This is a genomic window from Ruegeria discodermiae (assembly GCF_030758345.1).
In the GTDB taxonomy this organism is placed as follows: Bacteria; Pseudomonadota; Alphaproteobacteria; order Rhodobacterales; family Rhodobacteraceae; genus Ruegeria_C.
Window position 1 is genome coordinate 1,321,404 of record NZ_JAVAMO010000001.1, and the last position, 13,648, is coordinate 1,335,051.

The following is a 13,648-nucleotide window of genomic DNA, read 5'->3' on the forward strand; positions in this document are numbered from 1 at the left end:
AAGCTTGTTCGGAGACCCGTTGATGCAGAACCAGACCATTCGCGCCGCTGACCTTCTGGCCCGCAGGCTCTACGAGGCGGGATGCCGCCACGCGTTTGGGATGCCGGGGGGTGAGGTGCTGACTCTGGTCGATGCGCTGGAAAAGGCCGGGATCACCTTCCATCTGGCCAAGCACGAGAACGCGGCGGGCTTCATGGGCGAGGCCGTGCATCACCGCGACGGCGCGCCTGCCATCCTACTCGCCACGCTGGGTCCGGGTGCGATGAACGGGATCAATGTGGTCGCCAACGCGCAGCAGGACCGGGTGCCGATGATCGTGTTGACCGGCTGCGTCGATGCGGATGAGGCGCTGACCTACACCCATCAGGTGATGGATCATCAGGAGGTGTTCCGCCCTATCACCAAGGGCACGTTCCGGATGACCGCCAAAGGCGCCGATATCGTGGCTGACAAGGCGGTGTCGCTGGCGATGCAACAGCGCTGCGGCCCGGTGCATATCGACGTGCCGATCTCGGTCGCGGATACTCAGGTCGCGCCCCCGCGCCTGCGCCGTCTGGCACCAGCGGCCCCGGTCGCCCCCTGCGGCACCGAGGTGGAACAGGCGCGCAAATGGCTGGCCGCCAGCGAGCGGCCCATCGCGATCATCGGGCTGGATGTGCTTTATGACGGGTCGGCCTGCGTGACTCGCGCCTTTCTAGAACATTTCGGCATCCCCTTCGTGACCACCTACAAAGCCAAAGGTGTGATCCCCGAAGACCATCCGCTCTGCCTGGGTGGCGCGGGCCTGTCGCCATTGGCCGACAGCCACCTTGTGCCCTTGGTCGAACGCGCGGATCTGGTGCTCTGCATCGGTTATGATCCGATCGAGATGCGTCCCGGCTGGCGCGAGATCTGGGACCCGGCAACGCAGAACGTGATCGATGTCGCAGCTGCGCCCAACGATCACTACATGCATCAGGCCGGGGTGAACCTTGTGGCCGATACCGCCGCCACTCTGGAGGTCCTTGCCAAGGGCATCCCGGCACGCCCGACATGGTCCGGGAACGAGCCCGATGAGGCCCGCCGCGCGCTGGCTGCGGCCTTCCCCAACGATGACGAATGGGGACCGGCGGCTGTGATCGCCGAGACCCGCGCCACCCTGCCGGACACAACGCTGGCCACCGCTGATAGCGGCGCGCATCGCATCCTGCTTAGCCAGATGTGGGGCTGCTCCGAGCCGCGCGGACTGATCCAGTCCTCGGCCCTGTGCACGATGGGCTGCGCGGTGCCCATGGCCATCGGGTTGAAACTGGCCGAACCGGATCGGCCCGTCATCAGCTTTTCCGGCGATGCCGGGTTTCTAATGGTGGCTGGGGAACTCTCGACCGCCGCAGAACTCGGCGGCAACCCGACCTTTCTGGTCTTCGTCGATGCCAGCCTTGCGCTGATCGAGTTGAAACAGAGGGGCCGACAGATGACGAACCGCGGCGTGGATTTCGGGCACCATGATTTTGCGGCCATCGGGCGGGCCTTTGGTGGCAATGGTCACACAGTGCGCAACCGCACCGAACTGCGCGCCGCGCTTGAGGCCGCGCAAAGCGCTGACCGTTTCACCGTAATCGCCGCCGAGATTGACCGCGAGGGTTATGATGGCCGTATCTGAGGGTGCATTGAGCGGGGTCAAGGTTCTGGATCTCAGCCGTATTCTGGCCGGACCGACCTGCACGCAATTGCTGGGGGATCTAGGGGCCAGCGTACTCAAGATCGAAAACCCCGCGACGGGCGGCGACGACACGCGGCAGTGGGGTCCGCCCTATGCCGAGGATGCCGATGGCAATCCCAGCGATCTCAGCGCCTATTTCATGGCCGCCAACCGCAATAAAAAATCCGTGGCGGTTGATATCACCACCCCCGAAGGGCAGGCCACCATCAAGCGACTGGCCGGTGAGGCCGATATCCTGATCGAGAATTTCAAACCCGGCGGGCTGGCAAAATACGGGCTCGATTATGCCACGCTTTCGGCTGAGCTGCCGGGGCTGGTCTATTGTTCCATCTCGGGGTTCGGACAAACCGGCCCGAACGCCTCGAAGCCCGGTTACGACCTGATGGCGCAGGGCTATGGCGGGATCATGTCGCTGACCGGCGATCCCGAGGGCAGTCCGATGAAGGTGGGCGTTGGCATCGCGGATGTGATGTGCGGCATGTACGCCACCGTGGGTATTCTGGCCGCGCTGCGCCACAAGGAGCGCACCGGCGAGGGCCAGCAGATCGACATCGCATTGGTGGATTCGCAGATCGCCTGGCTGATCAACGAAGGCGTGAACTATCTGACCACCGGCAACACGCCCCAGCGGCGCGGCAACGGCCATCCCAACATTGTGCCCTATGATGTGTATGAAACCGCTGATGGCCATGTCATTCTGGCTGTCGGCAACGATACGCAATTCCAGCGGTTCTGCGCCTTCATCGACCAGCCCGACCTCGCTCGGGACGCGCGTTTCGCAACCAACCCCCAGCGACTGGCGCATCGCGATGCGTTGAACGCCATTCTGCGGCTCGCCCTGTGCCAGCGCAGCAGCGCCGAGGTGATCGCTGGGCTGGAGGCGGTCAAGGTTCCGGTCGGCCCGGTACAGACTCTCGATCAGGTCTTTGCCGGTGATCAGGTGGCGGCCCGCGACATGCGCCTGACATTGCCCGCCGGACCTGGCCCCGTCGATCTGATCGGCAATCCGCTGAAACTCTCGCGCACCCCGGTCACCTACCGCCACGCGCCGCCTGTCTTCGATGCCGATACCGATCAAGTGTTACGCAGCGACACCCCCTTCGACGATTGAAACACATTGCCTGTTTTGGCGGCGTTCGGCTGAAACATGCCACCCAATCGGCGGATTTTTTCGCGTTTTCCGCACACGTCGTTTCACCAATTCGCGAGCACGGTCGATACTGTTACTGGCCTTGAATAGAGTTTGCTAAGGCAATGGCAGCCTTACGAAAAATTACAGAGTGGACCCCGGCATGAAACAAGACGTTTTTGGACAGATGAACAGCCTGACACGCGCGGACAGCGCCGAGGCATGGGATGGCGTTCTTCTGGGCTTCCTGGCGCATGCGGCGGTCACCCCCGAACATCTCGGCAAGGTCCTGACGCTGGAGCCCGATTTTGCGCTGGGTCACGCGGTCAAGGGCATGTTCCTGTCGCTGCTGGGACGCCGCGAACTGATGGCGACCGCCGCCGAGGCGCTGACCCTAGCCGAAGATGCGGCGCGGCACGGATCGATCACCTTACGCGAACAGAAATATGTCGAGGCGCTGCGGCTGTGGCTGAACGGCAACCAGACCGGCGCCGTGCAGACCTTTGAGACAGTGCTGCGCGATCATCCCGACGATACACTCGCGATGAAGCTCAGCCATGCCTGCCGCTTTGTGCTGGGCGATTCCCAAGGCATGCGCCGCTCGATTGAGCGTGTGATGCCTGCATACGCCCCCGACCATGCCGGGCGTGGCTACCTGCTGGGCTGTCACGCGTTTTCGCTGGAAGAAACCGGGGCCTATGAAAAGGCCGAGATCGCCGGGCGTCAGGCGCTTTGGATGGTGTCCGATGATGCCTGGGGCCTGCACGCGGTCGCGCATGTGCATGACATGACAGGCAATGCCAAAACCGGGTTGGAATGGCTGTCAGGCCGCGAGGCCGCCTGGGCGCATTGCAACAATTTCCGCTACCATGTGTGGTGGCACAAGGCGCTGATGCATCTCGACCTGGGTCAGGTCGACCGGGTGATGGAGCTTTATGACGCTGAGATTCGCAAGGATCGCACTGACGACTACCGCGATATCTCGAACGCCACCTCTCTCCTGATGCGGCTGGAACTGGAAGGTGTCGATGTCGGCGATCGCTGGGACGAACTGGCCAATTTGAGCGCCTCGCGAACCGAGGATGGCTGCCTGATCTTTGCCGATCTGCACTACCTGCTGGCCCTGACCGGCAGCGACCATGGCGAGGCTGGTGCCCGGATGCTGGCCCGCATCCACGCCGATGCCAAGCGCAGCGATTGCGATGTCTCACGCCGCATGGCCGATCCGGGTGTTGCGGCGGCCAACGGGCTCTGTGCCTTTGGCGAGGGCCGCTATGGCGAAGCCTTCGATAACCTGTTGATGGCCCGCGACAAAATGCACCTCGCAGGCGGTTCACATGCCCAGCGGGATGTGTTTGAACGCCTCACCATCGATTCCGGTCTGCGCGCCGGGCGGTTGGACGCGGTCGAACTCATTCTCGACGACCGGCAGGCCAAACGCGCGGGCGGTGAAGACAATTATGCTCTGGCCCGCCGCGCATTGATCGCAGCCGGTCGGGGTGGCGCGGACGCGCAAAGCGTGCCCGCCGAATAACGACCTGGAAGGACCTGAACAGTATGGCGACGATTTCGCCCGCTTCCGATTTTGCGATGGTCCGGGATCGCGCGGATACACCCGCGCGCACCCGCGATCCGAGGCTGGATTTCTATCGCGGTATCGCGATGTTCATCATCCTTATCGCCCATATTCCCGGCGACCCCTGGGCCAAGTGGATTCCGGCCCGGTTCGGATTCTCCGACGCTACCGAGATCTTTGTCTTCTGCTCGGGCATGGCCTCGGCGATTGCCTTTGGCGGGGCCTTCCTGCGCAAGGGCTGGTGGATGGGCACCGCGCGCGTGGCGTTTCGCATCTGGCAGGTCTACTGGGCGCATATCGCGCTGTTCTTCTTTGTGCTCATGTCGATGGCTGCACTGGACAATTCTGGGGCGTTTGAAAAGAGTTACGTCAGCTCTTTGAACCTGCAGCACTTCTTCAAGGACCCTGCATCGCAACTGGTCGGCCTGTTCACCCTCACCTATGTGCCGAACTATTTCGACATCCTGCCCATGTACCTGGTGGTGCTGGCGATGATGCCGCTTTTCATGGCGCTGCACCGGATCAGCTTCTGGGCCGCTGCTTTGACCTCGGTCAGCATCTGGGCCGTGGCCCAGACCGGTGTGCTGGCCCTACCCGCCGAACCCTGGTCGGACCGACAATGGTTCTTCAATCCGTTCGGCTGGCAGCTCTTGTTCTTCACCGGCTTTGCGTTCATGCGCGGCTGGATTCCGGCCCCGCCGGTCTCGAAGGTGCTGATCTGGATCAGCGCGCTGTTTCTGGTTCTGTCCGCGCCCTTCGGGTCTTGGAAAGTGTTCCTGTGGGTCGATGCCTGGAACGGACAGGTCGGGGATGCAATCCGCGAGGTCTGGCCGCTGACAAAGGAATTCCGCGACAAGACCGATTTCGGCCTGTTCCGCTATATGCATTTCCTTGCACTGGCCTATCTGGGCTGGGTTGTCGCCGGGGAGAAGGGCCAACGACTGGTGGCAACCGGAACCGGAGCGCTGGCACAGGTCTGGCGGGTGATGCTGACCTGGATCACCAAGGTCGGCCAGCAATCGCTTGCGGTCTTTGTGTTCTCGATGGCAGCCGCCCGCCTGATCGGCGTGTTTCTAGACACCGCTGGGCGAAACTTTGCCAGCGTGACCGCTGCTAACCTCATTGGTTTTGCAATGTTAATCGGGGTGGCCTATGCCGCCGCCTGGTTCAAATCGCAACCCTGGAAGTCCAAGTCATGACCCTGACCCGCCGTGCTTTTCTGACCACGACATCGGCTCTCGCTCTGGCACCCGCTCTGGGCTTTGCGAGCGGCTCGGGCGTGCCCTTTGACCGGTCCGTGGTGATTGCACAGGCCCGCGAACTGGCCAGCCGTCCCTATGCGATGCGCGATGCGGTTCCGCAGCCCTGGCAGGACCTGACCTATGAGCAATATCGCTCGATCCGGTTCAATCTGGATCGTGGGTTGTGGCGCGACACGCCCGCGCCCTTCAATATCGATTTCTTCGCGCCCGGCCTCTATTTCCCGCGCTCGGTCCAGATCCTGTCAGTCGAGGATGGAAATGCGACGCCGGTCGGTTTCGATCTGTCGATGTTCAACAAATCCGAAGACGTGCCAAAACTGCCCTCGGATGAAACGCTGGGCTTTTCCGGGTTTCGGCTGCGCACAGAGATGCACCGACCCGGCCTGACCGATGAGTTCTGCGTGTTCCAGGGCGCCAGCTATTTCCGTGCCATCGGTCTGGACGAGGCCTATGGCCTGTCCGCCCGCGGCCTTGCGCTGAAGACCGGCGAGCCGGATGGCGAGGAGTTTCCCGAATTCATCCGCTTCTGGCTGGAGCGCCCCGCACCGGGCCAGCAAAACATGGTCGTGCATGCGCTGATGGATAGCCCCAGCGTGACCGGTGCCTACTGCTTTGACATCACGCCCGGCGAGGATTGCGTGATGGAGGTTGAGGCGACGCTCTTTGGACGCGAAGAGCTGGACCATGTGGGCATCGGGCCTCTGACTTCGATGTTCCTGTTCGATCAAACCAACCACACCCGGTTTGACGATTTCCGCCCCGCCGTACATGACAGCGACGGGCTGATGATCGAGAACGGTGCGGGCGAGGTGATCTGGCGCCCGCTGGCCAACCCGACCCGGCTGCAGATCTCGTCCTTTGTTGACCGCAACCCGCGTGGTTTCGGGCTGTTGCAGCGCTCGCGCAGCTTCTCGGATTTCGCCGATCTTGAGGCCAATTACCACCGCCGCCCTGGCCTCTGGGTCGAACCCAAAGGGGAATGGGGCAAAGGCACGGTGACTTTGGTCGAGATTCCGGCGGATCAGGAAATCTATGACAATATCGTCGCTTATTGGCGTCCCGCGACCCCGTATGCGGCGGGCGAGCAGGTCGATATCGCCTATCGCCTGACCTGGGGAGAAGAGCCCAACCGCACCGCCCTGCCCCGCGTCATCAACACCGCCATGGGCGACAACACCTTTGGCGAGGGTCGCTTAGCGGTAGTCGATTTTGAAGACGCGCCACTGCTTGACGACATCGACAAGATCGACGTCATCACCTATTCGCCCCATGCCGAGGTCACCGATGGTGTGTTGCAGCGCAACCCAGATACCGGCGGGCTGCGGCTAGCCTTCGGGTTCGAACCTGCCGATCGCGACCATGTGGAACTGCGGGCGCAATTGCGCCGCGATGGCAAACCCGCCTCCGAGGTCTGGCTCTACCGGTGGACCACCACATGAGGCAGGTTCTGCATATCATGCCGCCCCGGGCCGAACTGGAGATGCCGGTTCAGGATTTCGGCGCGCGCTTTCGCGACGCCGATGTCCCGCGCGGGGCGAGGGGTGCGGATTCCGCATGGCTGTGGCGCTTTCTTGCCTTCACCCCGGCGCTGGCAGCTACTCTGGGGCTCGTCTGGGTGATGCAGGACTGGTTCGCGGATGAGGGCGTCTCTCTGGTCGAAGGCATCCTGCTGGGCCTGATCTCGTTCAATTTCTTCTGGATCACCTTCACGGTCAGCACCGTGCTGCTTGGGCTGGTCTCGCTGTCGCGCCGGGCACCGCAGCGGGTGCGTGAGCGCCCGCAGCCCTTGCGTGTGGCGCTGCTGATGCCGGTCTATAACGAGGTGCCCTGGTATGTGCTGGGCAATGCCCGCACCATGCTGGAAGAACTCAAGGCCCGCGGCGGCGCGCATCATTATGCGATGTTCATCCTGTCCGATACCCGCGATGACGCTATCGCCGCACAGGAACAGGCCAGTATCGAGGCGCTGCGCACCACGCTCGCGCCTGACCTGGAACTTTATTACCGCCGTCGCGTGCAGAATACCGACCGCAAGGTGGGCAATATCTCTGACTGGATCAGCAACTGGGGGGCCGATTGGGACGCCATGCTGGTGCTGGATGCCGACAGCCTAATGACCGGGCGCGCCATCGTGCGCCTGACAGATGCGCTGGCGCGCGATCCCTCCGCTGGTCTGGTGCAGAGCTTTCCGCAGCTGATCGGCGCGCAATCGGTCTTTGCCCGCGTGCAACAGTTTGCCAATGGCGTCTACGGCGCGGCCTTCGCCGAAGGTCTCGCGCGCTGGTGTGGCGAAGAGGGCAACTATTGGGGCCATAACGCGATCATCCGCACGCAGGCCTTTGCCAATTGCGCGGGCCTGCCGCGCCTGCGCTCGCTGACGGGCCGCGAGCAACTGATCATGAGCCACGACTTTGTCGAGGCGGGCCTCTTGCGCCGCGCGGGCTGGAGCGTTCGGTTCCTGCCGCGCATTCGCGGGTCTTACGAGGAAACGCCCCCGACGCTGATTGACCACGTACAGCGCGACCGGCGCTGGTGTCAGGGCAACCTGCAGCACCTGAACCTGCTGGGCTCGAAAGGCTTCCGCTCGATCTCGCGCTTTCACATGTTCCATGGTGCGATCGGCTATCTGTTGTCGCCGATCTGGTTTGCCCTGCTGGTGATGTGGGCGCTGATCGGGCGCGGCGAAGATGCCTCTGTTCTGCATTATTTCAGCCCAGACAACCCGATGTTCCCGCAATGGCCCGAGATGACCGAAGCGCGCCACGCGCTGATCATTGTGCTGATGTATGCGATGCTGCTGGCCCCGAAACTGCTGGGCGCGGCGGCGCTGCCGCTGACCGGCGCGCGCTATCGCGAGTTTGGCGGCGGCGGGCGGTTCAGCCTGTCCTTTCTGTCCGAGATTTGCCTGTCGATCCTCTACGCCCCGATCCTGATGGTGCAACAGATGATCGCAGTTTTCCGCAGCCTGCTGGGAGTGCAAAGAGGCTGGTCGCCGCAGGCCCGCGATGGCGGCAGCTATGGCTTGCGCACGCTGCTGATCTGCCACGCGCTGGAAACAGCGAGCGGGCTGATGCTGACGGCGGGCATCCTGGCAGGCGTGGTCTCGGCCTGGCTGATCCCGATTGCACTGAGCCTGACGTTGGCGGTGCCACTATCCGCGCTCAGCGGCGTCAGCGCCGGCGCGGCGCGACGTCTGCTGGGCATGCGCGAGGATTTCCGCGAACCGGCGATCACCCGCACCGCACGCACCTATCGCAGCGAATTGAAATCGCTGCTGGACGGTCAGGGCGCGGTGACCCCTGCGGAATGATCCGCCACGTTGGGTGGCTGTCGGGATAACGAGGCATCCGGGTGACGGAAACTTTCAAAGTTTCCGGTCCGATTTCATTGAATGAAATCGTGCGCTCCCGCGTGGGAGCCCGTCACGGCTCCTTCGCATCTGCTTGGAATTTCGGGCTTTTGGCAAAGAATTCAGGGCGCAGAGTCCGGAACGAGCCATGCGCGCTCATGGTTCAGCGTGCTATGCGCGCGCCCGGAACCTCTCAGCTTCCGGGCAGCCCCTCGGCCCAATCGACGATCATGTCGGCCCAGCCCTGCGGTATCTGGTGCCCGCCCGGAAACAGCGCAAATTCCAGCGCGCTGCCCTCAACACAGCGGGTCCACTTGCGCCGCATGAACTGTCCGGTTTCGGAAAACCCGTCAGGCCGGTTATCGACGCACTCATTTGCCGCACGCCAGATTTCCAGCCCGGCAAAGATATCACCCTGCCGGAAGCGACCACCGCCCAGCTCTCGGCCCTCAAGTGGGACCACATTGTCGGTCCAGCCATGGGTGTGAAACAGGCGAATCGGTCCCGCGCACGCCTCGGGATGCGGTCGCCAAAACCCGCCTGCAACCGACGCATAGGCCGCAAACGCATCCGGCGTGTCACAGGCCAGGTAATAGACCATGAAACCGCCGCCCGAGAACCCGGATAGGATGGTCCGGTCAGGATCAATACCGAACCGCGCGCTTGCGTCAGCGCGCACATCCTGCAGGAATCCCAACTCGTCGCGCCCCTCCCAGCCGGGATAAAAAACCCAGGATCGGGGGCCATCGCCGTTACGTGGCTCGCCGCTGGGCGCGATCACCGCATAGCCGCGCGCCTTGAAGCCCTCGACCATGCCGCGCATTTTCAGCACGCCCTGACCGGACCCGCCATAGCCATGCAGGAAGATCACCGCAGGCATGCTTTCTTTCGGCGTGTCGGGCAGTTCGATATGATAGATGCCGGTGTCGATTTCACAGGCACCCTCAAGATCACCACACCCCGCCAGAGCGCCCTGCCCCAGCCAGGATAGGGCCAGGCACAGTCCTATTGCACGGATCATCCACCATTCTCCTCAAACGTCACAACAGGCAGACCGGCATCGAGCCAGCCGGTCGCAGAGCGTGATCCCAGCATGCCGCCAGGCACGTCTATGATGTTGGTATAGCCCGCTTCGGTCAGGCGCAGGCTCATGTTCGCCGAGCGTACGCCGCGGGCGCAGATCAGCGCAATGGGCTGGTTGGTATCGGACCCGGCAACCTCCTGGAGGGCTGCGATGAAATCCTTGCGCCGCATGTCGATGGGATGCGCGTCTGCACCAACCCCGGTGCGCGCCCATTCATCCGGGCGGCGGATATCGATCAGCACGATCTCACCAGCCGCCGCCTTGTCGCGCGCCTCGCCGACCGTCAGCTTGCCGCCTGCATAGGCGGGCGGGATCAAACGGTATTCCCGAACGGCAAACCCGGCGGCCACGGCCAACGCCCCGCCAACAAGAATCCGCCTGCGCGTCAAAATCCCGGTTTTTCGAGGTTCCGTCATGGCACCGATCTCAGTCCTATTGCTTGCCGCTACCTAACATATTCGTTGCAAAATGCCCGCGCTTTGACACCCCCAACCCCATCAAGATCGCGTCAACGGCGCCGCACTCGGGCCAAATCGTCGCAGGTTTCGCCGCAACTGATTGCCCTTAGGACACATTTGAAAACTTGCAATAACTCGACAGGTTGGAAATTATCCGTAATCAGCGCGTTGATTGATTTTCATCCCAAGACCGGAGAGCAGCTGGTGTCCCTATTTCTGATCGTGGCCCTTCCCTTTCTAGGAGCCGTGTTTCCGGCCCTGCTGATCCGCGCAGGCAGAAATGCCTGTGCCTGGTCCGCCGGGGTTACAACGCTGCTGGCCTTCATAGGGCTGATGATCAACCTGCCCGCCGTGATGCGCGGCGAAGCGGTGACAGCGCGGTTGGAGTGGTTGCCCTGGCTTGGGTTGAACGCAAATTTCTTTCTGGATGGATTGGGCTTTCTCTTTGCCGCGCTGATCCTCGGGATCGGGTTGCTGATCATCCTTTATGCGCGCTTCTACCTGTCGCGTGAGGATCCGATGGGGCAGTTCTATACCTATCTGCTGCTCTTTCAGGGCGCGATGGTTGGGATCGTTCTGTCTGACAACATCCTGCTTTTGCTTGTGTTCTGGGAACTGACCTCGCTCAGCTCCTTCCTGCTGATCGGCTATTGGAAACATCTGCCCGAAGGGCGGCAGGGCGCGCGGATGGCGCTGGCGGTCACCGGCTCTGGTGGGCTGGCGATGATCGCGGGCATGCTGATCCTGGGCCATATCGTGGGCAGCTATGACCTGAGCGTCATTCTACAGAACAAGGAGATGATCCAGTCTTCGCAGCTCTACCTGCCCGCGCTGATCCTGATCCTGCTGGGCTGTTTCACCAAGTCGGCGCAGTTTCCGTTCCATTTCTGGTTGCCACATGCCATGGCCGCGCCGACCCCGGTCTCGGCCTATCTGCACTCGGCCACGATGGTGAAAGCGGGTATTTTCCTGATGGCGCGGATGTGGCCGGTGCTGGCGGGCACGCCGGAATGGTTCTATATCGTGGCCACGACCGGGCTGATCACCATGGTGCTGGGCGCGATCATCGCGCTCTTCAAGGACGATCTGAAAGCGCTTCTGGCCTTTTCGACGGTCAGCCATCTGGGTCTCGTGACCATGCTGTTGGGCTTTGGCACCGAGATCGCGGCCATTGCTGCAATCTTCCACATCATCAACCACGCGACCTTCAAGGCCGCGCTCTTCATGAGCGCAGGCATCGTCGATCACGAGACCGGCACACGGGACATCAAGCGGCTGGGCGGGTTGCGCCACCTGATGCCGGTGACGTTCACCATCGCGCTGATCGCCAGCCTATCGATGGCAGGCCTGCCGCCGCTCAACGGCTTCCTGTCGAAAGAGATGATGCTGGAAGAGACCTTGCATACCGTCTGGGGTCATTCGCATCTGCTGGTACCAGGCCTGGCGCTGCTGGCGGCGCTGTTCTCGGCGGCCTATTCCTTCCGCTTCATCGCGCATGTCTTCCTGGGGCCCAAGCGGAGCGACTATCCCGCCCATCCCCACGACCCGCCGGTTGGCCTGTGGTTGGCCCCGGCCTTTCTGGTCGTTCTGGTGGTTACGATCGGGCTGAACGCGCAAGCAATGGTTGGCCCGCTGGTCAAGGTCGCCGCCTCGGCGGTCACCGGCGGAGAGCTGCCCTATGTCAAGCTGAAGCTCTGGCACGGGTTCAACACCGCGCTTCTGATGTCGACCATTGCCACCATTGGCGGCCTGATACTGCTTGTCATGCATGGAGGGCTGGAGCGGGCCTGGAACGCCATGCCGCGCCCCGAGGCCAAGACCATTTTCGACGCAGTGATCGGCGCGCTGACCAGGCTGAGCCGCGCCGTGACCGACACGCTGCACAACGGGGCGATCTCGCGCTATGCGATGATCTTTGTGGTCTTCACGCTAGCAATCGCGGTCTATGCCTATTTCACCGGCACGATGGAGATGCCGACCCGTGACGTGCAGGACGCGCCGCTGCTGCCGATCGTGGCCTGGTTCTGCCTGATTGCAGCCACGGCGATGCTGACCTTCTTGCACCGCAACCGGCAGCTTGCGCTGGTGCTGATCGGGGTGGTCGGGCTGATCGTGTCGCTGTCCTTCAACTTCCTCTCGGCGCCGGATCTGGCGATGACCCAGATCTCGGTCGAGGTGGTGACAATCATCCTGCTGCTGCTGTGTCTGAACTTCCTGCCCAAGACCACGCCGGTGGACAGCAGCCTGACGATCCGTGTGCGCGACGCGGTGATCGCAGGCGTGGCTGGTGTGGGCTCAGCCGCGCTGATCTATGCGGTGATGATCCGCGATTTCTCGTTCCCGACGATCTCGGAATTCCATCTGGCCAATTCCTACAAAGGTGGCGGCGGCACCAATGTGGTCAACGTGATCCTGGTGGATTTCCGGGGCTTTGATACCTTTGGCGAGATCATCGTTCTCGGCATTGCCGCATTGGTGATCTTTGCCCTGACCGAGGCGGTGCTGGCCTCGAATGTGCGCGCCTATCTGCTGAACCGCAAACCTGAATGGCCGCAATCGGGGGATACGCATCCGCTGATGATGGTGGTTGCAACACGGGTCCTGATGCCAATCGCATTGATGGTCGCGACCTATATCTTCTTCCGCGGGCACAACCTGCCGGGAGGCGGCTTTATCGCCGGGCTGGTCGCGGCGATTGCCTTTGTGATGCAATATATGGCCAGCGGTTTCACCTGGGCCGCCGAGCGCCAGCGCATCTTCTATCACGGCATCATCGGCAGCGGCGTGCTGATCGCGGCGGCGACCGGCATGGGGGCGTGGTTCAACGGGCTGCCCTTCCTGACCAGCGCCTTTGGTTATGTACATCTGGAACCGCTGGAGGAGTTCGAACTGGCCACTGCCGCGCTCTTTGATCTGGGCGTGTTCCTGGCGGTGCTGGGCGCGGTGATGCTGGCGCTGGAAAGCCTGTCGCGTTTTGCCTGGCAACCCGGAATGGTGACCGAACATGCGATGGACATCAATCCCAAACGCGATGATCCGCCACCCGAGCCAGACCCCGATGAACCTGCCACGGAAGAAGGGAAATAAC

Annotated in this window: 9 protein-coding genes; 7 read left to right on the top strand and 2 right to left on the bottom strand. The window is 62.5% G+C overall.

The genetic code is table 11. The features are described from left to right. The first annotated feature begins 22 nt into the window (after window positions 1–22). From Q5Y75_RS06780 to mdoH, 6 genes are all read left to right on the top strand, one after another. A complete protein-coding gene (locus Q5Y75_RS06780; protein ID WP_306195568.1) occupies window positions 23–1,642 on the top strand; it encodes a thiamine pyrophosphate-binding protein in 1,620 nt (539 codons plus the stop codon). Beyond that, on the top strand, window positions 1,629–2,813 hold the full coding sequence (locus tag Q5Y75_RS06785; protein WP_306195569.1) for a CaiB/BaiF CoA transferase family protein: 1,185 nt from the start codon (window positions 1,629–1,631) through the stop codon (window positions 2,811–2,813). The genes Q5Y75_RS06780 and Q5Y75_RS06785 overlap by 14 nt, the downstream gene beginning before the upstream one ends. A 181-nt stretch (window positions 2,814–2,994) precedes the next feature. Beyond that, window positions 2,995–4,365, top strand: a complete 1,371-nt coding sequence (locus tag Q5Y75_RS06790) for a tetratricopeptide repeat protein (RefSeq protein ID WP_306195570.1) — start codon at window positions 2,995–2,997, stop codon at window positions 4,363–4,365. A 23-nt stretch (window positions 4,366–4,388) separates the two neighbouring features. Next, a complete protein-coding gene (locus Q5Y75_RS06795; protein WP_306195571.1) occupies window positions 4,389–5,606 on the top strand; it encodes an OpgC family protein in 1,218 nt (405 codons plus the stop codon). Further along, window positions 5,603–7,108: an OpgD/OpgG family glucan biosynthesis protein gene (locus Q5Y75_RS06800; RefSeq protein ID WP_306195572.1), complete on the top strand. Its 1,506-nt coding sequence runs from the start codon at window positions 5,603–5,605 to the stop codon at window positions 7,106–7,108. Before Q5Y75_RS06795 ends, Q5Y75_RS06800 begins: the two co-directional genes overlap by 4 nt. Continuing rightward, window positions 7,105–8,979 carry a glucans biosynthesis glucosyltransferase MdoH gene (gene mdoH / locus Q5Y75_RS06805; RefSeq protein ID WP_306195573.1) on the top strand — a complete coding sequence of 625 codons (1,875 nt, stop codon included), beginning with the start codon at window positions 7,105–7,107 and terminating at the stop codon, window positions 8,977–8,979. Before Q5Y75_RS06800 ends, mdoH begins: the two co-directional genes overlap by 4 nt. 232 nt (window positions 8,980–9,211) lie before the next feature. Here mdoH and Q5Y75_RS06810 read toward each other — a convergent pair whose 3' ends face one another. Further along, entirely contained in the window at window positions 9,212–10,039 is an 828-nt protein-coding gene (locus tag Q5Y75_RS06810) for a CE1 family esterase (protein ID WP_306195574.1), read from the bottom strand. Then, complete coding sequence (locus Q5Y75_RS06815) at window positions 10,036–10,518, bottom strand: rhodanese-like domain-containing protein (protein WP_306195575.1); 483 nt, start codon at window positions 10,516–10,518, stop codon at window positions 10,036–10,038. Before Q5Y75_RS06815 ends, Q5Y75_RS06810 begins: the two co-directional genes overlap by 4 nt. 246 nt (window positions 10,519–10,764) lie before the next feature. On the opposite strand from Q5Y75_RS06815, the gene Q5Y75_RS06820 reads away from it, so the two are divergent. Then, window positions 10,765–13,647, top strand: coding sequence for a monovalent cation/H+ antiporter subunit A (locus tag Q5Y75_RS06820; RefSeq protein WP_306195576.1), 2,883 nt, complete (start codon window positions 10,765–10,767; stop codon window positions 13,645–13,647). Window position 13,648 lies beyond the last annotated feature (1 nt).

Bases quoted from the DNA above. Each gene is read 5' to 3' on its own strand.
- Q5Y75_RS06780 (WP_306195568.1), top strand. From the start codon at position 23: ATGCAGAACCAGACCATTCGCGCCGCTGACCTTCTGGCCCGCAGGCTC.
- Q5Y75_RS06795 (WP_306195571.1), top strand. From the start codon at position 4,389: ATGGCGACGATTTCGCCCGCTTCCGATTTTGCGATGGTCCGGGATCGC.
- Q5Y75_RS06790 (WP_306195570.1), top strand. From the start codon at position 2,995: ATGAAACAAGACGTTTTTGGACAGATGAACAGCCTGACACGCGCGGAC.
- Q5Y75_RS06810 (WP_306195574.1), bottom strand. From the start codon at position 10,039: ATGATCCGTGCAATAGGACTGTGCCTGGCCCTATCCTGGCTGGGGCAG.
- Q5Y75_RS06815 (WP_306195575.1), bottom strand. From the start codon at position 10,518: ATGACGGAACCTCGAAAAACCGGGATTTTGACGCGCAGGCGGATTCTT.
- Q5Y75_RS06785 (WP_306195569.1), top strand. From the start codon at position 1,629: ATGGCCGTATCTGAGGGTGCATTGAGCGGGGTCAAGGTTCTGGATCTC.
- mdoH (WP_306195573.1), top strand. From the start codon at position 7,105: ATGAGGCAGGTTCTGCATATCATGCCGCCCCGGGCCGAACTGGAGATG.
- Q5Y75_RS06800 (WP_306195572.1), top strand. From the start codon at position 5,603: ATGACCCTGACCCGCCGTGCTTTTCTGACCACGACATCGGCTCTCGCT.